This is a genomic window from Leisingera sp. ANG49 (assembly GCF_059694505.1).
The window spans coordinates 837,600-859,466 of record NZ_JCATZN010000001.1 but is presented as its reverse complement, the minus strand read 5'-3'; the positions used below and the strand labels follow the sequence as shown (position 1 = coordinate 859,466).

Annotated in this window: 22 protein-coding genes and 1 tRNA gene; 10 read left to right on the top strand and 13 right to left on the bottom strand. The window is 64.1% G+C overall.

Annotation, left to right across the window (positions count from 1 at the left end):
- Positions 1-42 precede the first annotated feature (42 nt).
- A complete protein-coding gene (locus tag AC58NV_RS04250) occupies positions 43-924 on the top strand; it encodes a LysR substrate-binding domain-containing protein (RefSeq protein ID WP_497226014.1) in 882 nt (293 codons plus the stop codon).
- 3 nt (positions 925-927) lie between these two features.
- On the opposite strand, the gene AC58NV_RS04245 is transcribed toward AC58NV_RS04250, so the two are convergent.
- Entirely contained in the window at positions 928-1,365 is a 438-nt protein-coding gene (locus AC58NV_RS04245) for an Lrp/AsnC family transcriptional regulator (RefSeq protein WP_366662084.1), read from the bottom strand.
- Between the two features lie 105 nt (positions 1,366-1,470).
- On the opposite strand from AC58NV_RS04245, the gene AC58NV_RS04240 reads away from it, so the two are divergent.
- The 3 genes from AC58NV_RS04240 to AC58NV_RS04230 are packed head-to-tail and all read left to right on the top strand — an operon-like array spanning position 1,471 to position 6,022.
- Positions 1,471-2,622 (top strand): type III PLP-dependent enzyme, encoded by a 1,152-nt coding sequence (locus AC58NV_RS04240; protein ID WP_497226013.1) that lies wholly within the window; start codon positions 1,471-1,473, stop codon positions 2,620-2,622.
- A 48-nt stretch (positions 2,623-2,670) separates the two neighbouring features.
- Positions 2,671-4,968 (top strand): xanthine dehydrogenase family protein molybdopterin-binding subunit, encoded by a 2,298-nt coding sequence (locus AC58NV_RS04235; RefSeq protein ID WP_497226012.1) that lies wholly within the window; start codon positions 2,671-2,673, stop codon positions 4,966-4,968.
- The gene (locus tag AC58NV_RS04230) at positions 4,946-6,022 is read left to right on the top strand and encodes a T6SS phospholipase effector Tle1-like catalytic domain-containing protein (protein ID WP_497226011.1); all 1,077 of its coding nucleotides are present in this window, start codon (positions 4,946-4,948) and stop codon (positions 6,020-6,022) included. Before AC58NV_RS04235 ends, AC58NV_RS04230 begins: the two co-directional genes overlap by 23 nt.
- Positions 6,023-6,086: 64 nt before the next feature.
- Here the strand turns inward: AC58NV_RS04230 and AC58NV_RS04225 are convergent, their stop codons facing one another.
- The 3 genes from AC58NV_RS04225 to metF all read right to left on the bottom strand — a co-directional run bounded on the left by AC58NV_RS04225 (position 6,087) and on the right by metF (position 8,111).
- The gene (locus tag AC58NV_RS04225) at positions 6,087-6,605 is read right to left on the bottom strand and encodes a DUF2867 domain-containing protein (protein WP_497226010.1); all 519 of its coding nucleotides are present in this window, start codon (positions 6,603-6,605) and stop codon (positions 6,087-6,089) included.
- 87 nt (positions 6,606-6,692) lie between these two features.
- On the bottom strand, positions 6,693-7,178 hold the full coding sequence (locus AC58NV_RS04220) for a PaaI family thioesterase (protein WP_497226009.1): 486 nt from the start codon (positions 7,176-7,178) through the stop codon (positions 6,693-6,695).
- 63 nt (positions 7,179-7,241) lie between these two features.
- Complete coding sequence (gene metF, locus AC58NV_RS04215; protein WP_497226008.1) at positions 7,242-8,111, bottom strand: methylenetetrahydrofolate reductase [NAD(P)H]; 870 nt, start codon at positions 8,109-8,111, stop codon at positions 7,242-7,244.
- A gap of 98 nt (positions 8,112-8,209) precedes the next feature.
- Here metF and AC58NV_RS04210 point away from each other — a divergent pair, with 98 nt between their 5' ends.
- Positions 8,210-9,115, top strand: a complete 906-nt coding sequence (locus tag AC58NV_RS04210; RefSeq protein ID WP_497226007.1) for a LysR family transcriptional regulator — start codon at positions 8,210-8,212, stop codon at positions 9,113-9,115.
- A 96-nt stretch (positions 9,116-9,211) separates the two neighbouring features.
- Here AC58NV_RS04210 and curA read toward each other — a convergent pair whose 3' ends face one another.
- Positions 9,212-10,231: an NADPH-dependent curcumin/dihydrocurcumin reductase gene (gene curA / locus AC58NV_RS04205; RefSeq protein WP_497226006.1), complete on the bottom strand. Its 1,020-nt coding sequence runs from the start codon at positions 10,229-10,231 to the stop codon at positions 9,212-9,214.
- 191 nt (positions 10,232-10,422) lie between these two features.
- Here curA and AC58NV_RS04200 point away from each other — a divergent pair, with 191 nt between their 5' ends.
- Positions 10,423-11,208 (top strand): inositol monophosphatase family protein, encoded by a 786-nt coding sequence (locus tag AC58NV_RS04200; protein ID WP_065266592.1) that lies wholly within the window; start codon positions 10,423-10,425, stop codon positions 11,206-11,208.
- A 94-nt stretch (positions 11,209-11,302) separates the two neighbouring features.
- On the opposite strand, the gene AC58NV_RS04195 is transcribed toward AC58NV_RS04200, so the two are convergent.
- The 3 genes from AC58NV_RS04195 to putA form a co-directional block, all read right to left on the bottom strand.
- Positions 11,303-11,680, bottom strand: a complete 378-nt coding sequence (locus tag AC58NV_RS04195) for a GFA family protein (RefSeq protein ID WP_497226005.1) — start codon at positions 11,678-11,680, stop codon at positions 11,303-11,305.
- Between the two features lie 323 nt (positions 11,681-12,003).
- The gene (locus tag AC58NV_RS04190) at positions 12,004-12,774 is read right to left on the bottom strand and encodes a rhomboid family intramembrane serine protease (RefSeq protein ID WP_497226004.1); all 771 of its coding nucleotides are present in this window, start codon (positions 12,772-12,774) and stop codon (positions 12,004-12,006) included.
- Positions 12,775-12,827: 53 nt separating this feature from the next.
- Complete coding sequence (gene putA, locus AC58NV_RS04185) at positions 12,828-16,241, bottom strand: bifunctional proline dehydrogenase/L-glutamate gamma-semialdehyde dehydrogenase PutA (protein WP_497226003.1); 3,414 nt, start codon at positions 16,239-16,241, stop codon at positions 12,828-12,830.
- A gap of 126 nt (positions 16,242-16,367) precedes the next feature.
- On the opposite strand from putA, the gene AC58NV_RS04180 reads away from it, so the two are divergent.
- The 4 genes from AC58NV_RS04180 (at position 16,368) to AC58NV_RS04165 (ending at position 18,596) form a co-directional block, all read left to right on the top strand.
- A complete protein-coding gene (locus AC58NV_RS04180) occupies positions 16,368-16,838 on the top strand; it encodes an Lrp/AsnC family transcriptional regulator (protein ID WP_497226002.1) in 471 nt (156 codons plus the stop codon).
- Positions 16,839-16,892: 54 nt separating this feature from the next.
- Positions 16,893-17,492 carry a tetratricopeptide repeat protein gene (locus tag AC58NV_RS04175; protein WP_497226001.1) on the top strand — a complete coding sequence of 200 codons (600 nt, stop codon included), beginning with the start codon at positions 16,893-16,895 and terminating at the stop codon, positions 17,490-17,492.
- 105 nt (positions 17,493-17,597) lie between these two features.
- Positions 17,598-17,683 (top strand) — tRNA-Leu (locus tag AC58NV_RS04170).
- Between the two features lie 181 nt (positions 17,684-17,864).
- On the top strand, positions 17,865-18,596 hold the full coding sequence (locus AC58NV_RS04165) for a helix-turn-helix domain-containing protein (protein WP_497226000.1): 732 nt from the start codon (positions 17,865-17,867) through the stop codon (positions 18,594-18,596).
- On the opposite strand, the gene AC58NV_RS04160 is transcribed toward AC58NV_RS04165, so the two are convergent.
- The 5 genes from AC58NV_RS04160 to queC all read right to left on the bottom strand — a co-directional run bounded on the left by AC58NV_RS04160 (position 18,573) and on the right by queC (position 21,737).
- Positions 18,573-19,259, bottom strand: coding sequence for a hypothetical protein (locus AC58NV_RS04160; protein WP_497225999.1), 687 nt, complete (start codon positions 19,257-19,259; stop codon positions 18,573-18,575). The two genes, AC58NV_RS04165 and AC58NV_RS04160, sit on opposite strands and share 24 nt — an antisense overlap.
- Positions 19,260-19,496: 237 nt before the next feature.
- Positions 19,497-19,961, bottom strand: coding sequence for a preQ(1) synthase (gene queF, locus AC58NV_RS04155; RefSeq protein WP_019295560.1), 465 nt, complete (start codon positions 19,959-19,961; stop codon positions 19,497-19,499).
- A gap of 17 nt (positions 19,962-19,978) precedes the next feature.
- The gene (queE, locus tag AC58NV_RS04150; RefSeq protein WP_497225998.1) at positions 19,979-20,686 is read right to left on the bottom strand and encodes a 7-carboxy-7-deazaguanine synthase QueE; all 708 of its coding nucleotides are present in this window, start codon (positions 20,684-20,686) and stop codon (positions 19,979-19,981) included.
- The gene (gene queD / locus AC58NV_RS04145) at positions 20,683-21,036 is read right to left on the bottom strand and encodes a 6-carboxytetrahydropterin synthase QueD (RefSeq protein ID WP_497225997.1); all 354 of its coding nucleotides are present in this window, start codon (positions 21,034-21,036) and stop codon (positions 20,683-20,685) included. The genes queE and queD overlap by 4 nt, the downstream gene beginning before the upstream one ends.
- Complete coding sequence (gene queC, locus AC58NV_RS04140; protein WP_497225996.1) at positions 21,036-21,737, bottom strand: 7-cyano-7-deazaguanine synthase QueC; 702 nt, start codon at positions 21,735-21,737, stop codon at positions 21,036-21,038. Before queC ends, queD begins: the two co-directional genes overlap by 1 nt.
- Between the last annotated feature and the right edge of the window lie 130 nt (positions 21,738-21,867).

Here is a 21,867-nt window from a genome sequence, read left to right as displayed (position 1 = left end):
TATGTCTTGCCGGTTAGGCTAAGTTCTGCTTAGCCTCCTTCCATGGCGACCCGGATCCCCTCCCTGAACTGGCTGCGAGTGTTTGAGGCCGCGGCACGCACCGAAAGCTTTGCCCGTGCAGCGGCGCAGCTGAACATGTCGGCGGCAGCCGTCAGTCAACAGGTGAAGGCGCTGGAAACGCAGCTCGGAACACCGCTGTTTCATCGCCACGCCCATGCGGTGACGCTGACAGAGGCCGGGCGGGCCTATCTGCCCTCTGTGCAGCAGTCGCTTCTGATGCTGGAAACCGCCACCACCGGCCTGTTCGGCGAAAGCCGGGAGCAACGGCTGTTTGTGCAGTCAGTATTGCTGTTTGCCCACGGGGTGCTGGCGCGGGGGCTGCCGCAGTTCCAAGCCGCGCATCCGCAGGTCAGCCTGGCGCTCAGCACCGGCAATATGGCGGCGGACTTCGCCAACCAGTTCACCGACTTGCAGATCGTCTTTGGCAACCCGTCGCTGTTCGGGACCGAAGGCGACGAGCTGCTGCGGGAGGTGCTCTATCCGGCGGCCCCGCCGGAGATTGCTGCACAAATCCAGTCTCCGCATGACCTCTTCCGCTTTCCCCTGATCGAAGTCTCGACCCACCGGGCCAGCTGGGTGCAGCTGTTTGAGAACCTGCGCCTGTCCCATGGGCAAGCGCGCTATTTCTTTGCCGACAACTCGCTGATGGCGGCGGAACTGTCGGCGCAGGGCATGGGGATTGCATTGGCGCGGGCGCCTGCGTCGGATGCGGTGGTCAGGGCCAGCGGACTGGTGCGCTGCCTGCCGGACGTCGACGTGCCGGGGCAGGAGGCTTATCACCTGATCTATCCTGACCGCGGCGCCATGCGTCCCGCAGCAAAACTGTTCCGGGACTGGCTGCTGGATTACGTGAAAACTGTCTGACCCTTATTGCCCGGTCCGGTCCAGCTTGGTGGCCAGGTGGATCAGGCTCTCGGAAGATCGCACGCCGCGGGCCTCTGCGATCCTGTCGATGGTGTCGTCCAGTTCCGCCGTGCTTTGCGCAACCACCTGCGCCAGCAGATCGAACCGGCCGGAGGTCGTGTGCACCACCTCCACCCCCGGCAGGCTGCGCAGGCGGGCCAGCACCTCAGGCCCTGACCGCGGTTCAATCGACATCAGCACCGTGGCCTGCAGCGGCGGGCGGGCAGCGGCGGAGGACTTGAGCGTGTAGCCGGTAATGACGCCGGAGGTTTCGAGCCGCTCTATCCGGGCCTGCACGGTGGTGCGGGCGAGGCCCAGATGGCGGGCAAGCTCAGCCACCGGGCGGCGGGCGTTTTCCCGCAGCAGGGTGACAAGGCGCTGATCTGTGTCGTCGGTTTGCATGAATGGCCTACGATGTGACGGTTGTTTTCGTCACTATAGGCAAAGTGCCAACCGGAATCGACGAAGAATGCGCGGAAAATATGCAAAACGAATGAGGATTACCCGATGCAGCAGATTCCCCCGCTATGGCTTTCGCCTGAGTCCCACCTGGCCCGCAGCACGCCGGATCATCCGATCCTGTATTTCTCGCCGCGGGTCCTGCACGAGGTGGCGCGGCGGTTCCGCGAGGGGTTTCCGGGGCTGGTGACCTACGCGGTGAAGGCAAACCCGCATCCGGCGGTTCTGTCCAATCTTGTGGCCGCGGGAATCACGGCGTTTGACGTGGCCTCGCCCGCGGAAATGGAGGCGGTGCGCGCCGCCAGCCCTGATGCGGTGATGCATTACAACAACCCAATGCGCTCCGAGGCAGAGATAGAAGCCGGCATCGAACACGGCGTCGCCAGCTGGTCGGTGGATGAGCTGAGCGAGCTTGAGAAGCTGGACGCGGTGCCGCGCGACTGCGAGATCGCGGTGCGCTTTGCCCTGCCGGTGGCGGGCGCGGCCTATGATTTCGGCAGCAAGTTCGGCGCTGCACCGGAGGAGGCAGTAGACCTGCTGAAGCAGGTGGCCGCCCGCGGCTGGACCCCGGCACTGTGCTTCCACCCCGGCACCCAGTGCGAGGACGAAAGCGCCTGGGTCGAATATGTCCATGCGGCCAAGCGGATCATTGATCAGGCCGGTGTGAAGGTTGCCCGGCTGAACGTCGGCGGCGGCTTTGCTGCCAACCGCGACGGCGTGGCGCCGGATCTGGAAAGGGTTTTTGCCGCTATCGGACAGGCGGCGGATGCGGCCTTTGGTGCAGACAAGCCCAGGCTGATCTGCGAGCCGGGGCGGGCCATGGTCTCTGAGAGCTTTACCCTGGCCGCCCGCATCAAAGGGATGCGCAAGGAAGGCGAGGTGGTGTTCCTCAACGACGGTATCTATGGCGGGCTGGTCGACATCCGCGACATGGGCCTGCCGGGCCGGGTCGAGGTTGTCGGCTACGACGGCAAGCATCGCGGAGGCAAGCGCAAGCCGCGGGTGGTGTTCGGCCCAACTTGCGACAGTCTCGACCGGCTGCCGGACGGGCTGCCGCTGCCTTGTGATGCGGCGACAGGCGACTATGTTCTGTTCCCGGGGCTGGGCGCCTATTCCTCCGCCATGAGCACGCAGTTCAACGGCTACGGCCTGTCTGACGTGGCGACGGTGATCGAGCTGGCTGGACAACCGGCCAGCTAAAGGTACTCTCGCCCCCTTGAGATCAGTCAGCACGGACAGGGGGCGAGCATGGACAAGTTCGGGAAAAGCCAGCCGGTAAAACGGGTCGAGGACGTCAGGTTCCTGACCGGGCAGGGCAACTACATCGAAGACGCTGCCCCGGCAGGCGCCCTGCGCGCCTGGGTGCTGCGCAGCCCGGTTGCGCATGGGGTGATCACAGCGCTGCACACCGAAGACGCGCTGGAAGCCGACGGCGTCCATGCGGTGATCACACTGGCAGAGCTGGAGGCGGCGGGTATCGACGTCTCAATGGACAGCACCACGGTGAAGAACCGCGACGGCTCAGACGGGGCGTCGCCGGAACGGCCGATGCTGGCGCGCGACCGGGTGCGCTATGTCGGCGAACCCGTGGCCGTTGTTGTCGCCGAAACGCTGGAGCAGGCCCGCGACGCGGGTGAGCTGATCGAGCTGGAAATTGACGACCTGCCGGTCAAGCTGGACCTGATGCCCGGCGGCGAGCCGCTGCACGGCAGCGTGCCGGACAACAAGGCCTTCGACTGGGGCATGGGGGATGAGGCCGCCACGGCCGAGGCCTTCAGTGCCGCTGCCCATACGGTGGCGCTGCAGGTTGAGGACAACCGGATCATGGTCAGCACCATGGAGCCGCGCGGCTGCTTTGCCGAATGGCAGGAGGGGCGGCTGCATTTCACCTTTGGCGGCCAAGGGGTCTGGGGCATGAAAAGCCAGCTGGCCGCCAAGCTGCGGCTGAACGAGGAGGACATCAGGGTCACCACGCCGGATGTCGGCGGCGGCTTCGGAATGAAGGCCTTTGCCTATCCGGAGTATTTTGCGGTTGCCCATGCTGCCACCGTGCTGAGCCGCCCGGTGTTCTGGATGTCGGACCGCAGCGAGGCAATGCTGAGCGATAATGGCGGGCGCGATCTGACCTCGCTGGCGGAGCTGGCCTTTGATGCGGACTTGAAGATCACCGCCTACCGCGTCAGCACCCGATGCAACCTTGGCGCTTACAACGCGCATTTCGGGCAGCCGATCCAGACCCAGCTGTTCAGCCGGGTGCTGGCCGGTGTCTATGACATCCGGACCGCCTGGCTGCAGGTGGAGGGGATCTATACCAACACCACCCAGGTCGATGCATACCGGGGCGCCGGGCGGCCCGAAGCGATCTATGTGCTGGAACGGGTGATGGACCGCGCTGCGCGGGAGCTGGGGGTTGATCCGCTGGAGCTGCGCCGGCGGAATTTCATCAAGCCTGCGGCGTTTCCCTATGGCACCGTGACCGGGGAGACCTATGACGTGGGCGACTTCGATAAAGTGCTGAGCCGGGCTGCCGAGGAGGCGGATCTGAAGGGATTCGCCGCCCGCCGCGCGGAAAATGGTAACCGCGGCAAGTACCGGGGCGTCGGGGTCTGTTACTATATCGAAAGCATTTTGGGAGATCCTTCAGAAGGCGCAGCAGTGGAGTTTCTGGAGGATGGCCGGGTGAACATCTATGTCGGCACGCAAAGCAACGGGCAGGGGCACGAAACCGTCTATGCCCAGTTCCTGGCCGACCAGAGCGGCATTCCGTCCGAAAACATCCAGGTGATCCAGGGCGACAGCGACCGCATTGCCCAGGGCGGCGGCACCGGCGGCTCGCGCTCTGTCACCACCCAGGCCAACGCGACGCTGGCCGCGGTGGAGACCATGATTGCCGCCTTTACCCCCTTCCTGGCGGACGAGATGGGGGCGGAAGAAGACGCCGTGGAGTTTGACGGAGAGACCTTCCGGGCACCGGGATCGAACCTGACTCCCACCATGCTGGAAGCGGCAGAGATGGCCCGCGCGAAAGGCCGCGCTGACCTGCAGCGCCACGCGGCGCGGGCCCGGCTGCCGGGGCGTTCGTTTCCGAACGGTGCACATATTGCCGAAATTGTTATCGACCCGGAGACTGGGCAAGCCGATGTGGAGCGCTACACTGTAGTTGACGATTTCGGTAATCTGATCAACCCGATGCTGGCCGAAGGCCAAGTGCATGGCGGGGTGGCGCAGGGGCTGGGACAGGCCATGCTGGAGCGCGTTGTCTACGATGAGGACGGACAGCTGCTCACGGCTTCGTTCATGGACTATGCCTTGCCGCGGGCCAGCGGCGTCCCCATGATTGGGTTTACCTCCGAGCCGGTGCCTTCGACACAGAACCCGATGGGGATGAAGGGCTGCGGCGAGGCGGGCACCGTCGGTGCGCTGGCAGCAGTGGCAAACGCGGTGCAGGACGCGGTCTGGGACCGCGGCGTGCGGCAGGTGGACATGCCGTTCACCCCGCTGAGGATTTGGGAAGTGCTTAGGGATGTTTCTGAAGCAGCTGAGTAAGAGGGTTTTAGGCTGGCTTGGACGGCCGCTGCGCTCGGAGCATTCCGGGGAAACCAAGCTGCGCGGGCCGCAGGCCCATGTGATCATCCTGGACGGAACCATGTCGACGCTGGAAGCCGGCCGCGAAACCCATCCCGGCCAGCTGTACCGCCTGTGCCGGGAAATGAGCGGGCAGGTTTCGGTCTTCTATGAATCCGGGGTGCAGTGGAAAGGCTGGGGCAGTGCGCCGGACGTGATGATGGGGCGCGGCATCAATCGGCAGATCCGCCGCGCCTATGGCTATCTGGCGTCGCGCTACCGGCCAGGCGACAGGATCTACCTGTTCGGATACTCCCGCGGCGCCTATGCGGTGCGCTCGCTGGCAGGGGTGATCGACCGGGTCGGATTGCTGAAGCCCGAACATGCCACCGTCCGCCATATCCGCACCGCCTACCGGCACTACCGTCTGAACGGGCGCTCCAAATCCGGGGCGGCCTTTACCGCCGCTCACTGCCATGATGAGGTGGAAATCGAGATGGTCGGCGTCTGGGATACTGTGAAGGCGCTGGGCCTGCGCCTGCCGCTGCTGTGGCGCTGGGCGGAACGGCAGCATAATTTCCACAACCATACGCTGGGTCCGCATATCAAGAGCGGCTACCACGCCTTGGCGCTGGATGAGACGCGCGATGTCTTCAGACCGGTGCTGTGGGACTGCCCCAAGGGCTGGAGCGGCCATGTCGAACAGGTCTGGTTCCGCGGCGCGCATGGCGATGTGGGTGGTCAGCTTGGCGGGTTTGAAGACGCGCGGCCGTTGGCCAATGTCTCGCTGATCTGGATGCTGGAGAAGGCAGAGGAGCGCGGCCTGCCGCTGCCCAGCGACTGGCGCATGCGTTTTCCGGTGGACCCCAAGGCGCCCTCGGTCGGCACCTGGCAGGGGTGGGCCAAGATTTTCCTGCTGCGCAGCCGCCGCCGGGTCGGGCTGGATGCCAGCGAACGGCTGCACAGCAGTGTCGATAGCGGCCTCCAGGGGACGCCGGCGGCTGGCGGCTGGCTGGCCAGATTCTCAAAAACCTGACGGGGACTGACGCTGGCAGTCCGGAGACCTCCGATCCGGTTTTCAGTTTCGGGATGCGGCGGCGTTACTGACCGGCCGCTATGCGCTGCTGCAGTTCTTTCTGCAGCCGTTTCAGCGACCGCGACACGATCAGCTTGTGCGCCGGGCGGACCGGCAGCATGTAGAGGCGGCCGAACAGGTTACGGGTTTTCACGGACGAGGTGATGCTCAGCACCCCGCTGCTGCTGGTGACGCAGGTCATCACATCCAGATGCCGGTCCCGGACCGTCAGGGTCAGAACCTCGTCCGATACGGCCTCCACCAGAAAAAAGTCGAGCTTGCTGCCAACCGCCACATCCTCGTGCCGGCGGCCGGAGAAGCCGCCGATCCGCTTGACCCCGAACAGGGCGGAGATGGCGTCGCGCAGACGGAAGGCCAGCTTCAGGCCGGGCAGGGGCTGGGAATGCATGATGTTCCAGGCCTCCAGCGGCGTGACCTGAACCGGCAGAACCAGTGATTGGGTGTCCAGAAAGTCCAGCTCGCTGACAGGCGCCAGAACCTGGATGCGGGCGGTTGCGGCCCGGGCGAGGCTGTTTGGCGGCATGATCAGCCTTTCTGCTGTTTTTCATATGCTTGCACATACTTAGGCGGAAAGCCGCAGCAGACAAGGCCGCACCCGGCGGCCTCGTGCTCAGCCCCGTGCGATCTGCATCACGATACAGGTGGTGGAGCCGGTGGCGTAGAGCTTTCCGTCCTCCAGCCCGCGGATCTCGCCATGGGCCACACCGGTGGAGCGGCCGACATGGTCGATGCTGCCGGTGCAGTCGATCGTGGTGCCCAGCGGGATCGGCCGCAGGATGTTGATCTTGTATTCCAGCGTTGTGTAGACCGCACCCAGCGGCACCTTGGTCATCACCGCGCAGGCCATCGCGCTGTCCAGGAGCGTGCCGTACCAGCCGCCATGCACGGTGCCCATCGGGTTGCAGACATGGAAGTCCGGCGTGCCGCGGAACACCACTTGGCCGTCTTCGACACTGTGCAGGTGATAGCCCAGTGTCTCGGCAATCGGCGGGCCGGGCAGGCGGCCGTCGAGAATGCCCTGCATGAAATCGAGGCCGGAAACCTGGGATATCTGATCGATTGTCAGCAGATCAGAGGGCTGTTTGGCATAGAACATGGCGCGCGGGTCCTTGGCGGGAAGTCCCGGCCATTAGAAACCGCACGCCGTTTTGCGCAATGCTTACGCCACGTTCTGCAGCGACACCTTGGGGGTGACACCCAGGGCAAAGCAGACGTCGCGGGTCAGTTCCGGCCGGTTCAGCGTGTAGAAGTGCAGCTTGTCCACGCCGCCCTCCAGCAGGTCTGAGCACAATTCGGTGCACAGCGCGGTCGCCAGCAGTTCCTCGCGGCCGTCCCGCAGCGCCTTGTCAAAGGCGTCCTCGACCCAGTCCGGAATGATGGTGCCGCAGCGCTTGGCGAAATTGCGGGCGCCTTTCCAGTTTTCGATCGGCAGGATGCCGGGGGTCAGCTTGCTGCCGTCGATCCCGGCCTTCTCGCAGGCGTCGCGGAAGCGGAAGAAGGTCTCAGCCTCGAAGAAGAACTGGGTCAGCGCCTCATTGGCACCGGCATCCAGCTTGCGCTTCAGCCACTCCACATCCGCAGCCTGATCGGCAGCATCCGGGTGGCGGTCCGGATAGGCGCCGACCTTGATGTTGAAGTTGCCGCGCGCCGACAGCCCCTTGATCAGCTCGACGGAGTTGGCAAAGCCGTCCGGGTGCGGCGTGAACTTGCCTTCACCTTTGGGCGGGTCGCCGCGCAGGGCGACGATTTCGGTGACGCCAGCCTCGGCGAACTGGTCTGCGATCTCCAGTGTTTCCGCCTTGGAGGCGTTCACGCAGGTCAGATGCGCGGCCACGTTCAGGCCGGAAGACTTGTGCAGCGTCGACACTGCGTCGCGGGTCAGGGTGCGGGTGGTGCCGCCGGCACCATAGGTCACCGAAACAAAGCGCGGGTCCATCGGGGCGAGGACCTGCACGGTGTCCCAAAGCCGGAAGGAGGCTTCGAGATTTTGCGGCGGGAAGAATTCGAAGGAAATCTTGGGCGTCGTCATCTCAGGTCTCTCGCTAGGTTGATGTCAGCTCTTGTTGCATGCGCAGCAATGTGAGACAATTTCATAATACTCAAGATTAACATGAGCGATCTGATAAGATGCATATCGAATTCCGCCATCTCCGCACCATCAAGGCCATCCATGAGGCCGGCGGTCTGGCCCGCGCTGCCGAGCAGCTGAACATCACGCAAAGCGCGTTGAGCCATCAGGTGAAGGGGCTGGAGGATCAGGCAGGCGTGGAGCTGTTCATCCGCCGGTCCAAACCAATGAAGCTGTCGCCCGCAGGTCTGCGGCTGCTTCGTCTGGCGGAACAGGTGTTGCCGCAAGTCGAAGCCGCGCAAGCGGAGTTTTCCTCTCTGCGCGATGGCAACACGGGCCGGATGCACATTGCCATCGAATGCCACGCCTGTTTTGAATGGTTGTTCCCGGTGCTGGAGGGGTTCCGCAAGAACTGGGGCGATGTGGATGTGGATATCCGTCCGGGCCTGGCCTTTGACGCGCTGCCCGCGCTGCTGAAGGAAGAGGTGGATCTGGTGGTGTCCTCCGATCCGGAAGACATCAACGGCGTCGATTTCATCGAGCTGTTTGACTACAACGCCGTCTTCGTTGCTTCGGCACAGCATCCCCTGGCAGAAAAACCCTTTGTGGAGGCAGAGGATTTCATCGGCCAGAACCTGATCACCTACCCGGTGGACAAGGTCCGGCTGGATGTGTTCAGCCAGCTGCTGATTCCTGCGGGGGTGGAGCCAGCCTCGATCCGGCAGGTGGAGCTGACAGCGGTGATCCTGCTGCTGGTGGCCTCCAACCGCGGTGTGTCGGTGCTGCCGGACTGGGTGGTGCGGGAGGTGAAATATTCCTCCGACTATGTGACCCGGCCGCTGACCAAATCCGGCATCACCCGCAGCCTCTATGCGGCAATCCGGACGGAGGACCGCGAGAAGCCCTTCATGCAGGAGCTGATCCGGCTGGCCAAGGTCGAGGCGCGCAAGCTGCAGCATCAATAGATACCGCCGCCTGAAAGGGCGCGGAGCGGCCTGCGCCGTTCCGGCGCCTGTGCCCGCTCCGCGCGGTTGCGTGATCCGGCGGGGTCGGCGCGCGGCTCAGACCAGCTTGACGATCTGCTTGCCGGTATTGCCGCCCTGCATCATCGACAGGAAGGTCTTGGGGGCGTTTTCAAGCCCCTCGGCGATGTCTTCCAGGTAGTTGATGTCCCCGCTGGCGATCTTGGGCGCGACCTCCTGCAGGAAGTCGCCATAGCGGTCGTAGTGGTTGAAGATGATGAAGCCATTGACCGACAGGAATTTGGTCAGCACCGAGCGCCAGATCGCCGGAGCCGTCAGCCCGGTTTCGGCGCTGTTGTACCAGGCAATCATGCCGCAGACCGGGATGCGGCCGAAATTGTTCATCAGCGGCAGCACCGCCTCCAGCACCTTGCCGCCGACATTTTCGTAGTAGATGTCGATGCCGTCAGGGCATTCTGCGGCCAGGGCCTCGCTCAGCGCGTCGGCGCTGGCGTAGGCGCGGTGGTCGAGGCAGGCGTCAAAGCCGAAGGTCTCCACGGCCAGCTTGCACTTGTCCGCACCGCCCGCGATGCCGACGACGCGCAGGCCCTTCTGCTTGGCAAGTTGCCCCACCATGGACCCGACCGGGCCGGTGGCCGCGGCAACCACCAGGGTTTCGCCCGCCTGCGGGCGGCCATAGGCGTCCAAGCCATGCCATGCGGTAAACCCCGGCATGCCGAGAACGCCAAGCGCGGTGGTGAGCGGTGCCATATCCGGGTCCAGCTTGCGGATCTCGGAGGCCTTGGCGCAGGCATGGCTGGCCCAGCCGAACATACCCAGGGCGAAGTCGCCGGGCTGGTACTCCGGGCTGCCGGAGGCGATCACCTCACCAACCCCGCCTGCGGTCATGGTCTCGCCGATTTCCACCGGCGGTGCATAGGATTTGCCTGCGTTCATGCGCCCGCGCATATAGGGGTCCAGCGACATATAGTGAACTTTTACAACCACTTCTCCGTCGCCGGGCTGGGGCAGGTCTACAGCTTCAAGGCGGAAGTTTTGCTCGCTGGCCTGGCCTTCGGGGCGGCTGGCCAGCACGATACGCTGCATCTGGTCGGGCATGGGGCACTCCTTGATCTATTTGCAGCAAACACTGGGCGCGGCGGCGGCGGATTTCAACCGCTTGCGCGCCCGGCGCCGCGGCGTCAGCCCGGATCAGCAGTTTACGGCATAACCCCTTGGCATTCGGGGGCAGGGCGCGTATAGGCACGCATTGACCCGGCATCTCCCCGACCTGACAGGATTCTGCAGACATGATTGGCAGCGCAAACCTCAATGTGATGATCAAGGCCGCCCGCAAGGCAGGCCGTTCCCTGGTGAAGGACTTCCGCGAGGTGGAAAACCTGCAGGTCTCGATGAAAGGTGCAGGCGACTTCGTCTCCAAGGCCGACATCGCCGCCGAGAAGATCATCAAGGAAGAGCTGCGCAACGCCCGCCCGACCTATGGCTGGATCGCGGAAGAGGGCGGCGAGATCGAGGGCGAAGACCCCACCCGCCGCTGGATCGTCGACCCGCTGGACGGCACCACCAACTTCCTGCACGGGCTGCCGCACTGGGCGATCTCCATCGCGCTGGAGCACAAGGGCAAGATCGTTGCGGGCGTGGTCTATGACGCCGCCAAGGACGAGATGTTTTTTGCCGAGAAGGGCGCGGGCGCCTGGATGAACGACACCCGCATCCGCGTCTCCGGCCGTCACCGGATGATCGAGTCGATCTTTGCCACCGGCGTGCCGTTCGGCGGCCGCGCCGACCTGCCGCTGACGCTGCAGGACCTGGCCCGCCTGATGCCCGCCTGTGCCGGCGTGCGCCGCTGGGGCTCCGCCGCGCTGGACATGGCCTATGTGGCCGCAGGCCGCTACGAGGGCTTCTGGGAACGCCGCCTGAACGCATGGGATCTGGCCGCAGGCATCATCATCGTGAAAGAGGCCGGCGGGTTGGCCGAGGCAATCGACCCCGAAGCGGGCATCATCGACAGCGGGTCGGTGGTTTGCTCCAACGAGCCGATCTTCGAGAACTTCGCCAAGGTGATCCGCGGGTGAATTCACCCGGAACTTTGAGTATCGGAAACGCGGCCATTGAGCCGCGTTTTTTGATTTTATGGAAGCTGTTGCAGAGTGAGGGCTGTCTGCAGGGTCACTGATCCGACGGATGGTTCACCCCGTCGTTCCAGGGAATCTCGCCATAGGTCTCCGGATGAGTCCGCGGATTGGCGCCCTCGATGCAGCCCAGATTGACGCCGCATTCCTTCGGATCGGAGCGGCGCTGGTGGTGGGTGTAGATGCCGCAGGTCTTGCAGAAATAGTGTTTCGCCGTGTGGCTGCCCCAGGTGTAGAGGCTGAGGTTCTCCGCCCCTTTCAGCACCTTGAGGCTGGCGGTGATGGCGGTTACAGCAGCCGCCCCGCGGCGGCGGCAGAAGGAACAGTCGCAGCGCGCGGCAGAGGCGAGGCCTTCCGGAAACTCCGCCTCGATTTCTACGGCGCCGCAGTGGCAGGTGGCTTTGAAGTGAGGCATGGGACTCTAACCAATCTTTGGCTTTTCTAAGTTGTCTGCAGGACTTCCTGATTCTACCGGCGTCGAGTTTTCCTAATTCCTTGAATAACAACTTGAATCAAAACGATCGGAAATCCGTAATAAATGTAGAATAATACCGGTAGACGGTATCCGGAGTCAGGTGAGCTTAGGGGAACGTAACTCACCCCGTAAAAAATACTGCCCACAAGCTCGTCGCAAGTAGAAAATCGTTCTTAATCTCGGCCCAAAACCTACTGAGAAAAGGTTTTTGATGCCCCTCCTGGGCGGTGTCTTTCTTCATTTATCGACTTCCAGTTTTAACACTACTTCCCCCACGGCCCCGGATCGCGCTTCTTGCGCGGCAGCTTCGGAATGCGGCTGGTGGAATACTCATACTCGTTCTCCGGATGCGGAGGCGCCCCATGCGTCCGGTCCCAGAACGCCGGGCCGCCGCGGCGCAGCCACAGGGGCAGGCACAGGACCAGCCCAACCGCAAAGCCGCCAGCATGGGCCCAATAGGCGACGCCGCCCTGGTTTGGGTCAGAGCCAAGCCCGCCGAAGAACTGCATCGCCAGCCACACGCCCAGCATGACAAAGGCGGGGATGGTGAAGATGCGGAAGTAGATGATCAGCACCAGCAGGATATCGACCCGCGCCTTGGGGTACATCAGCAGGTAGCCGCCCATCACACCGGCGATGGCACCGGAGGCACCGACGGTGGGCACCATCGAACCCGGCGCCGACATAACATGGATCAGCCCGGCGCCTAACCCGCTGAGGAGGTAGAACAGCAGGAAGGGCAGGTGGCCCATCTCCTCCTCCAGGTTGTCGCCGAAAATCCACAGGAACAGCATGTTGCCGCCCAGATGCATCAGCCCGCCGTGGATGAACAGGGAGGTAAACAGCGTCCCGTACCCGTAGCCGTGGCTGATCTCGGCCGGCACCACCGCATAGACGTCATAGAAATAGGCCAGCGCCCGGGGGGAGGCGTAGCTGGCCGTGTAATAGATATAGGCTAGGACATTCGCGGCAATCAGCGCGTAGACGACATAGGGCCGGCGGCCGGACGGGTTGTGGTCGCGGATCGGAAACATGGGGGAACGCTGGGCCGGAAATAGCCCAGCGTCAAGTGCTTAGCGCGGAAAGCTCAGGCCATGCCGCCCAGCAATTGCGCGTTGCCGCCGGAGGCGGTGGTGTCGACGCAGACATGGCGCTCGGCCAGCACCCGGGCGCGGTCCGGCTTGCCCGGGATCAGCGGCACAATTGCGCCGTCGCGCTTGGCCAGGCTCTGTTCGATCTCGCGGCCGGTGGCTTCGTCACCCCACCACAGGACGCCTGCGATGCCGTGGATGCTCTCCAGCTGGCTTAGGTCCAGCAGGCCATGCGCCTCAATTGCGGTGCCGCCAAGACTGATCACCTCCTTGGCCTGCGCAGCAGCGGCCTCGGCCCCCGGACCCATGCACAGCAGCGGCGGGCGGGCAGAGACGGTCAGGCGGTTCGACTCGCCGGTCGGGCCGGGCAGGGAGGTGGTGACCGGCTGGCTGGGCACGCCGCTGGGTGCTTTCAGCTCAGTGATATTCTGCTCCCAGCCGCTGGCGCTGGACCGGCGGTCGGGCGCGCAGAACCGGCTGAGGTAGAGCGGACCGCCTGCCTTGGGGCCGGTGCCCGACAATCCCTCGCCGCCGAACGGCTGGCTGCCGACAATCGCGCCGATCTGGTTACGGTTCACATAGATGTTGCCCGCATGCACCCGGTCGCAGACATGCTGCACCCGGTCATCAATCCGGGTGTGCAGGCCGAAGGTGAGGCCATAGCCGGTTGCATTGATGTCGGAAATCACTTGATCCAGCTGCTGCGACTTGAACCGCGCGACATGCAGGACCGGGCCGAAGATTTCCTCTTCCAGTGCCGCGATACCGGGCACCTCGATCATCGTGGGCGCCACGAAGGTGCCGCCCTGCGGCGCGCGCATTTCCTTCAGCACCCGGCCCTCGGCGCGGGCCTTGTCGATATGCGCGAGGATGCCTGCGCGGGCGCCCTCGTCGATCACCGGGCCGCTGTCGGTGGACAGGTGCCAGGGGTCGTCCAGCTGCAGGCAGTCCATCGCGCCCTTCAGCATTCTCAGCACGTTGTCGGCAACGTCGTCCTGCAGGTAGAGGCAGCGCAGCGCCGAGCAGCGCTGGCCGGCCGACTGGAAGGCGCTTTCGATCACCGCCTGCACCGCCTGTTCCGGCAGCGCGGTGGAGTCGACGATCATCGCGTTCAGCCCGCCGGTTTCCGCAATCAGCGGCGCACCTGGCTGCAGGTTTTCGGCCATCGCCTTGCGGATGCGCTTGGCGGTGGCGGTGGAGCCGGTGAAGGCGACGCCATTGACGCGCGGATCTGAAGTGATGGCGGCCCCGACCACGCTGCCGCGGCCCGGCACCAGCTGCAGGGCGCTGCGCGGCACACCGGCCTCATGCAACAGCTGCACGGCGCGGTGGGCAATCAGTGGCGTCTGGTCGGCGGGTTTCGCCAGCACGGCGTTGCCCGCGGCCAATGCGGCCGAGACCTGGCCGGTGAAGATCGCCAGCGGGAAGTTCCAGGGCGAGATGCAGGAGAAGATGCCTGCGGGCGGCGCATCGGGAATGCGGGCCGCATAATAGCGCAGGAAATCCACCGCCTCGCGCAGTTCGGCCACTGCATCGGGAATGGTCTTGCCGGCCTCGCGGGCGAGGATGGCGAACAGCTCGCCGAAGTTTTCCTCATAGAGGTCGGCTGCCTTGTTCAGGACCGCGGCGCGCTCCGCTGCAGGGGCGTCCCAGGGATCTGCCAGCGCCAGCGCCAGTTCGATATCCTCCGGGCTGCACTGGGCGACGGTGCCAACGACGCTCTGGTCGGTGGGGCTGGTCACATCCTTGGCGTCTTCCGGCTGGGCATCGCCTGCCAGCAGCGGCGCGGCCTGCCACTGCTGATTGCGCCAGGGAGCGCGGGCCTCTTCGATCTTTGCCAGGGTCGGCGCGTGGCCCAGGTCGAAGCCCTTGGAGTTCGGGCGCTCCGGCGCGTACAGCTCCGGCCCGGCCGGGATCTTGCGGGTCACATCCGTGATGGCAGCAAACGGGTCCGCGGCGACCACTTCCGGCGGCACGTTTTCATCAACGATCTGGTTCACGAAGGAGGAGTTGGCGCCGTTTTCCAGCAGGCGGCGCACCAGATAGGCCAACAGGTCGCGGTGGGCGCCGACGGGCGCGTAGATCCGGCAGTTGGTCTTGTTCTGCTCCAGCACCATCTGGTGCAGGGTTTCGCCCATGCCGTGCAGGCGCTGGAATTCATAGCGCTCACTGCCGACGCCTTCGGCCATGTGCAGGATGGCGGCAACGGTGTGGGCGTTGTGGGTGGCGAACTGCGGATAGATCCGGTTCGTCATGCCCAGCAGCTTGCGGGCGTTGGAGATGTAGGAAACATCGGTCAGCGGCTTGGAGGTGAAGACCGGAAAGCCATCGACGCCCTCGACCTGGGCGCGCTTGATCTCGGTGTCCCAATAGGCGCCTTTGACCAGCCGCACCATAAAGCGGCGGTCGTATTTCTCTGCCATTTCGTGCAGCGCATCAATCGCCAGCCCGGTGCGCGGCCCATAGGCCTGCACCACCACGCCAAAGCCGTCCCAGCCCGCCAGCGCCGGGTCAGAGACCACGGCCTCGATCACTTCCAGCGACAGCGACAGGCGGTCGGCTTCCTCAGCATCGACATTCAGGCCCATCTTGGCCGCCTTGGCGAGCAGCACCAGCGCCTTCAGGCGCGGCACCAGCGCTTCCATCACGCTGTGCTCATGCGCCAGCTCATAACGCGGATGCAGCGCCGACAGTTTCACCGAAATGCCGGGGTTCTTGCGGATGTCGTCGCTGTTGCATGCGGCAGCAATGGCGGAAATCGCCTTGGAATAGGCCAGGTGATAGCGCGAGGCGTCGGCCTCGGTCCGGGCGGCCTCGCCCAGCATGTCGTAGGAATAGGTGTAGCCCTTGGCCTCCATGCCGGCGGCGCGGTTCATGGCGCTTTCGATGGTTTCGCCCAGCACGAACTGGCGGCCCATTTCCTTCATCGCGCGGCTGACGGCGGTACGGATCACCGGCTCGCCCAAGCGCTTGATGGCGCCGCGCAGGGCGCCGATCGGGCTGCGCTCCTCGTCCAGCACCTTGCCGGTCAGCATCAAGGCCCAGGTCGAGGCATTGACCAGCGAGGAAGTCGATTTGCCCAGGTGCTTGCCCCAGTCGGAAGGCGCGATCTTGTCTTCGATCAGCGCGTCGATGGTGTCCGCATCCGGCACCCGCAAGAGCGCCTCGGCCAGGCACATCAGAGCCACGCCCTCATCGGTCGACAATCCGTATTCGGCCAGGAACACCTCCATCAGCCCCGGCGCCGAATGGCCGCGGATGTCGCGCACCATTGCGGCGGCGTTGGAACAGATGCGGCTGCGGTCGGCCTCGGACAAGGCCGCCTGGGCAATCAGCAGGTCGCGGATTGCGGTCTGGTCGGCATAGGTTCCGGCATCGATCCGGTGGCGCAGTTTGGCTTTGGTGGTCATGCAGGGTACTCCACAGAAGATGTGCAGGGCTTTTGCTTAGGATACACCCTTTCTGGCGGGACAATTGCCTAAAGGTGCGCTATACGTAGTTCGAACCCGTAAAAATTCCAGCAACTGGCAGTCCAAATGAACTCTGCAGATCTTGACCGGTCCGACCGTGCGATTCTGAATGTCCTGGCCGAGGACGGCCGGATCTCCATTGCCGACCTCGCCCGCAGGATCGGCCTGTCCAAGACCCCCACCCAGACCCGGCTGCGGCGGCTGGAGGCGGAGGGCATCATTACCGGCTACCGGGCGCTGGTGGATCCGATCCGGCTGGGGCTCGATCACGTGGCCTTTGTCGAGGTGAAGCTGAACGACACCCGCGAGGCCGCGCTGGCCAAGTTCAACGCCGCGGTGGCGAAACTGCCGGAGATCGAACAGGCCCATATGATGGCCTCGCATTTCGACTACCTGCTGAAAGTGCGCACAAGGTCGATGACCGACTACCGGGCGGTGCTGGGCGAGAAGATCTCCTCGCTGCCGCATGTCGCCTCCACCTCCACCTATGTGGCGATGCAGGCGGTGAAAGAAGACGGCGCCCTGGGGCCGCTTTAACGCTGCGCACGCGCAGTTGACTTGATTGAAACCGGAATTGTGCGAGCATGGGGCATGTTGTTTGCCTTTCTTCGCGCCCCGTTTTCCTTCGCCGCCTGTGCTGCGGTTCTTGCTGCTGCTTCTTTCCCGGTGCAGGCGTCGGAATGCCCTGACGCCCCCGACCACAGCACACCTTTGGAGGCGCTGCTGACCGAGGTGCAGGAGGCCGAAACCGAATTCCAGGCACTGGAAATCGCCAACCGCATGTGGGAATACTGGGCCGATGCGCCCAATGCACAGGCGCAGGCCATTCTCGACCGCGGCATGACCAAACGCTCCGCCTTCGATTTCCTCGGCGCGCTGGCGGACTTCGACCAGCTGATCGCCTATTGCCCGGACTATGCCGAGGGCTACAACCAGCGCGCTTTCGTGCATTACCTGCGCCGGGATTTCGCGTCTGCCCTGACGGACTTGGATCGCGCTTTGGAGCTGTCGCCCCGCCATATCGCCGCGATGAGCGGGCGGGCGCTGTCGCTTTACGGCCTGTCCCGGCTGGAGGAAGCCCGCACCGCGCTGGCAGAGGCGCTGGCGCTGAACCCGTGGCTGCCGGAGCGCTACCTGGCGGACCCGGGCGGACCGCTGGCACCGCCGGGCGCAGGGGATGTGGAGCTGTAGCGCCCGCATCGCGGGAAAAACTGCCTGCAAATTCCGAAAACCGATTGCCGGCGCAAAACCGGGAGGTTAGACCTGCGGCAAGGGCAATGCTAGGCAATGCCCGGCGCGGACGTGGTGGAATGGTAGACACCGGAGACTTAAAATCTCCTGGCCTAATGGCCGTGCGGGTTCGAGTCCCGCCGTCCGCACCAATTTTCTCAATTCAGTTTGACTTCTGTCGCGACCGCAGCCCGCCGCGGTAACCTTTGCTTTGAACACTGGTCCGAGAGACCCCAATGTCGGGAAGTGTTTTGCCGGATCGCGCAGAGATTGCGTTGCTGTGACGGTAAATTTGTGCAACATGTTGCGCGAAATGTGAAAGATCCTGCACATATGGCGCTAATCCACGAGAAAATTTCGGCCCTCTTGGAAGACATGAACCTGTCCAACCGGCAGGCGGCTCTGAAATGCGGCATCCCCTATGGCACCTTCAACAGCGCGCTGAAACATCAGCGCGAAATCGGCTGGAGCACGCTGGATGCGCTGGCGCGGGGGCTGGGGGTGTCGTTCCAGTATTTCTCATCTGACACCGCGGGGCTGGAGCTGCTGCCGGAAGCCCGTGCCGATGCGGATGCCGCCAGGGCCTTTGATATTCTCAATGCCCGCATGCAGGCCGCCGCGCGGTCCCGCCAATACAGCGGCTGCGATGTGTCGTTGCAGGACTTCCTGGACTGGTGGTTTGCCAACAGCGGCCGGCTGGAAAGTTTCGACCGGCTGCAGCACGCGGTCGACATGTTCGATCCGCCGGATGCTGAACAGAACCGCATCCAGCCGATCCGCTCCGGCCCGGCCAGCCTGGCGTCGATCTGTTTCGAGATCTCGGACAGCGACCAGCTGCGCGGCACGCTGAACGGGTTCAGCGACAAGCTGAACGCGGATCTGGTGATGGCCCACAGCGAGGCGATCAGCCGGGGCGAGCCGGTGATCACGCATCCCTCCATCGACGTGAAGCTGCTGAACGGGCGCCGCTTCACCCGCCAGTACCGCCGGGTGCTGGCACCGGTCTATCTGCCCGATGGCAAGCTGCTGGTGGTCAACTTTTCACAGGACATCAAAACCGGCTAAGTCGCTCTGCAGCATATGCTCCATCTCCAGCCGCGAGGCGCCGACGAACCATTCGGTGCTGCTGCGCACCTCCGGTTCCGGGGCCCGCCACTTTTGCGCTCTCGGGATGGCGCGGGTGAAGCCATAGACCAGATCCAGCCGGGCCTGCATGTGGCGGTCCGGGATGAAGGCATAAATCCAGTCCACATCCCATTTCTGGATCGCCAGGATATGCAGAATCCGCATGAAGGGCGCCAGCCGCTCCGCCCGGCGGCCGCGGTGGCCGGGCAGGAAAGTCAGTTCGCCGACATAGGCCAGCCGCCCGCGGACCTCGCGGGCCAGCGGTGCGGCGACGCTTTCGACCCCGCCGCCGGCGCCGTTGGGAAACTGGTGGCGAGAGGTGCGCAGAAGGTAGTCCGCCAGCGTTTCCCGGCCCAGGTCCTGCAGCATCGAGGCCGCACCGCCGATGTAGGCATCGCCCTCCTTGAGGAACAGCCAGAAGGCGGAGTTTTCGGTGTGGTCCGCCCGCTCGATCGCGAATCCGGGCATCTGGAACAGGCGTCCGGTGGCGGCGGCGGTTTCGGGCACTTTCTCGAAATCGGTGAACATTTCGACCTGCAGCCCGGTCTCCGCAAGCGCACTTAAATACCCCGAAAGCGTTTTCCCCAAGTCCAATGAGTTCATTAAGGTCCCCCGTCACAAATTCTTCATTCCGGGATAGCCCGGATTGCCTGCTGACGCCGCCACAGAGTGCGGAATGACTAAAATCTTAACCACTTTTACGGTAAATTTTCTATTTCCCTCAGGCGGTTTTGTTCCGCAAAGTGCCGCAGGCCGGTGGCGGTAGGGGTTGTTTTACAAAGAAAAAGCCCGGCAGCTGCGCTGCCGGGCTGAAACACGTCATGGTGTCTCAGGGTTGTATCAGCCGCGGCCGCGGTAGGGCGGCACGCCCTGATCCGGGATCCAGACGCCTTCGGGCATCGGGCCGGTCTGCCAGAACACGTCGATCGGGATGCCGCCGCGCGGATACCAGTAGCCGCCGATGCGCAGCCATTTGGGCTCCAGGAAATCCGCCAGGCGGCGGGCGATGGAGACAGTGCAGTCTTCGTGGAAGGCGCCGTGGTTGCGGAAGGAAGTGAGGAACAGCTTCAGCGATTTGCTCTCCACCAGCCATTCGCCCGGCACATAGTCGATCACCAGATGGGCAAAATCCGGCTGCCCGGTCATCGGGCAGAGCGAGGTGAACTCCGGCGCGGTGAAGCGCACGTTGTAGGCCACATCGGCCTGCGGGTTCTGCACCCGCTCCAGTTCCGCCTGTTCCGGGCTTTGCGGCACGATGGTGTCGCCGCCCAGCTGTTTCAGGTTGCTGTAGATGCTGTCGGACATGTCAGGGTTCCTTGTTGTCAGACGCCGCGCTTGTTGCCCCAGACCAGCACATGCAGCTGGGGCAGCACGCGGGGGGTGAACCAGCCATCGCCGGTCACTTTTCCGATGAGCCACAAGAGGCGCTCGGTGGCCTGGTTCAAATCGACCGGCAGGTCGGGGTCCACCTCGGGGTTGCCGGGCTGCAGGTAAAGCGGCAGCTCCGGGTGGCGTTCGGCAGCGGCCTTGGCCCAGGCGTAATCCTTGTCGTCGAAGATCACGATCTTCATCACCGCCTGGCCGCAGCCCTTGGCGGCTTCAAGGCATTGGTCAAAGGCTTTCCAGTCCACCGTTTCGCCGCTGGAGGGCGGCTTGGGGCTCAGCACCAGCGTGTCGAGATCCGCAAACCAGGGCTTGCTGACCGATCCTTGGGTCTCGCAGGCGAATCGGTAGCCCTCGGCCTTGCCGTAGGCAATCACCGGGGCGAAGTCCTGGATCGCCGGGTTGCCGCCGGAAATCGACACCGTCAGCGGCTTGCCGCCGGACAGGCGGCGGACCTCTGCCATCACGTCTTCGGGCGCCATCACCGCCCAGTCGTGGCGGTAGGCGCTGTCGACCGCGTGCATGCTGTCGCACCAGGAGCAGCGGTAATCGCAGCCGCCGGCGCGCACAAACACCGTGGGCTCCCCGATCAGGGCGCCTTCACCCTGGATCGTGGGGCCGAAGATTTCTGCAATGCGCAAGCTCATGGCCGGTATTCCGCCCAGGTTTTGGGCGTCTCCGAAACCTTCACGGCGGTGACTTCCGGCCAGCGCGCATGGCACCAGTCATAAAAATGCCTGGCCATGTTTTCCGCCGTCGAATGCCCCTCCAGCACATCGTTCAGATGCCGGTGGTCGAAGGTGCCGTCGATGTACTCCTTCAGTGGCTTCAGCTCGTGATAGTCGCGCACAAAGCCGTCCGCGTTCAGCTCTTTGGCTGCCAGCTCCACCACAACGATGTAGTTGTGCCCATGCATCCGGGCGCATTGGTGGTCGGATGGCAGATGGGTCAGCTGATGCGAGGCGGAGAAGTGGAACTCCTTGGTGATCCGGAACATCAGGCGCCGTCCTTGCTTGCAATGGCGGCTTTCCAGAAGTCCGGGTCGGCATAGTCTGTCGGGTCTTCGACACCTGCCAGATGGAAGGCCTCGCGCCGCTCCACGCAGGTGCCGCAGCGGCCGCAGTGTTTCTCGCCGCCCTTGTAGCAGGACCAGGTCTCGGCAAAGGGGGTGTTGTGCTTGGCGCCCGCGGTGACGATGTCGCCCTTGGTGCGGTGCACAAACGGCGTATACAGCCGCACGTCGGCATAGCCGTCCAGCGCCGCCCGCTGCATCGCATCAAACGCCTCGGTGAAGGCCGGGCGGCAGTCCGGATAGATGAAATGGTCGCCGCCATGCACCGCCGTTGCCACGGCGTCGTCGCCGTTTGCAGCGGCAATGCCATAGGCGATGGTCAACATGATGGCATTGCGGTTCGGCACCACGGTGACCTTCATGGTCTCTTCCTCGTAGTGGCCGTCCGGCACGTCGATGTCATCGGTCAGGGCCGAGCCGGAAAGCGCGGCGCCGATACCCCTCATGTCGATGATGTCATGCGGCACGCCCAGCCGTTCGGCAGCGGCGGCGGCATAGTCGAGTTCCTTCTTGTGGCGCTGGCCGTAGTCGAAGGAGACAAGACGGGTCAGCTGATGCTCCTCAGCGACCATATGGGCAAGCGAAACGGAATCCAGCCCGCCCGAGCAGATAACGATAGTCTTCATGTTTGAACCCTTGTTTTGGTGACCGGGTAGGCTGCGACCGGTTCCGCGCGTTTAGCAGCAAGCGGCAAATGGCGCAAGCCGCGGGCGTATTGCGAACATCCGGCAGGACTTGCTGGGGAAATTTGAAAAT

Coding starts and splice junctions, on each gene's coding strand:
- AC58NV_RS04250 (WP_497226014.1), top strand. CDS start 43: ATGGCGACCCGGATCCCCTCCCTGAACTGGCTGCGAGTGTTTGAGGCC.
- AC58NV_RS04245 (WP_366662084.1), bottom strand. CDS start 1,365: ATGCAAACCGACGACACAGATCAGCGCCTTGTCACCCTGCTGCGGGAA.
- AC58NV_RS04240 (WP_497226013.1), top strand. CDS start 1,471: ATGCAGCAGATTCCCCCGCTATGGCTTTCGCCTGAGTCCCACCTGGCC.
- AC58NV_RS04235 (WP_497226012.1), top strand. CDS start 2,671: ATGGACAAGTTCGGGAAAAGCCAGCCGGTAAAACGGGTCGAGGACGTC.
- AC58NV_RS04230 (WP_497226011.1), top strand. CDS start 4,946: ATGTTTCTGAAGCAGCTGAGTAAGAGGGTTTTAGGCTGGCTTGGACGG.
- AC58NV_RS04225 (WP_497226010.1), bottom strand. CDS start 6,605: ATGCCGCCAAACAGCCTCGCCCGGGCCGCAACCGCCCGCATCCAGGTT.
- AC58NV_RS04220 (WP_497226009.1), bottom strand. CDS start 7,178: ATGTTCTATGCCAAACAGCCCTCTGATCTGCTGACAATCGATCAGATA.
- metF (WP_497226008.1), bottom strand. CDS start 8,111: ATGACGACGCCCAAGATTTCCTTCGAATTCTTCCCGCCGCAAAATCTC.
- AC58NV_RS04210 (WP_497226007.1), top strand. CDS start 8,210: ATGCATATCGAATTCCGCCATCTCCGCACCATCAAGGCCATCCATGAG.
- curA (WP_497226006.1), bottom strand. CDS start 10,231: ATGCCCGACCAGATGCAGCGTATCGTGCTGGCCAGCCGCCCCGAAGGC.
- AC58NV_RS04200 (WP_065266592.1), top strand. CDS start 10,423: ATGATTGGCAGCGCAAACCTCAATGTGATGATCAAGGCCGCCCGCAAG.
- AC58NV_RS04195 (WP_497226005.1), bottom strand. CDS start 11,680: ATGCCTCACTTCAAAGCCACCTGCCACTGCGGCGCCGTAGAAATCGAG.
- AC58NV_RS04190 (WP_497226004.1), bottom strand. CDS start 12,774: ATGTTTCCGATCCGCGACCACAACCCGTCCGGCCGCCGGCCCTATGTC.
- putA (WP_497226003.1), bottom strand. CDS start 16,241: ATGACCACCAAAGCCAAACTGCGCCACCGGATCGATGCCGGAACCTAT.
- AC58NV_RS04180 (WP_497226002.1), top strand. CDS start 16,368: ATGAACTCTGCAGATCTTGACCGGTCCGACCGTGCGATTCTGAATGTC.
- AC58NV_RS04175 (WP_497226001.1), top strand. CDS start 16,893: ATGTTGTTTGCCTTTCTTCGCGCCCCGTTTTCCTTCGCCGCCTGTGCT.
- AC58NV_RS04165 (WP_497226000.1), top strand. CDS start 17,865: ATGGCGCTAATCCACGAGAAAATTTCGGCCCTCTTGGAAGACATGAAC.
- AC58NV_RS04160 (WP_497225999.1), bottom strand. CDS start 19,259: ATGAACTCATTGGACTTGGGGAAAACGCTTTCGGGGTATTTAAGTGCG.
- queF (WP_019295560.1), bottom strand. CDS start 19,961: ATGTCCGACAGCATCTACAGCAACCTGAAACAGCTGGGCGGCGACACC.
- queE (WP_497225998.1), bottom strand. CDS start 20,686: ATGAGCTTGCGCATTGCAGAAATCTTCGGCCCCACGATCCAGGGTGAA.
- queD (WP_497225997.1), bottom strand. CDS start 21,036: ATGTTCCGGATCACCAAGGAGTTCCACTTCTCCGCCTCGCATCAGCTG.
- queC (WP_497225996.1), bottom strand. CDS start 21,737: ATGAAGACTATCGTTATCTGCTCGGGCGGGCTGGATTCCGTTTCGCTT.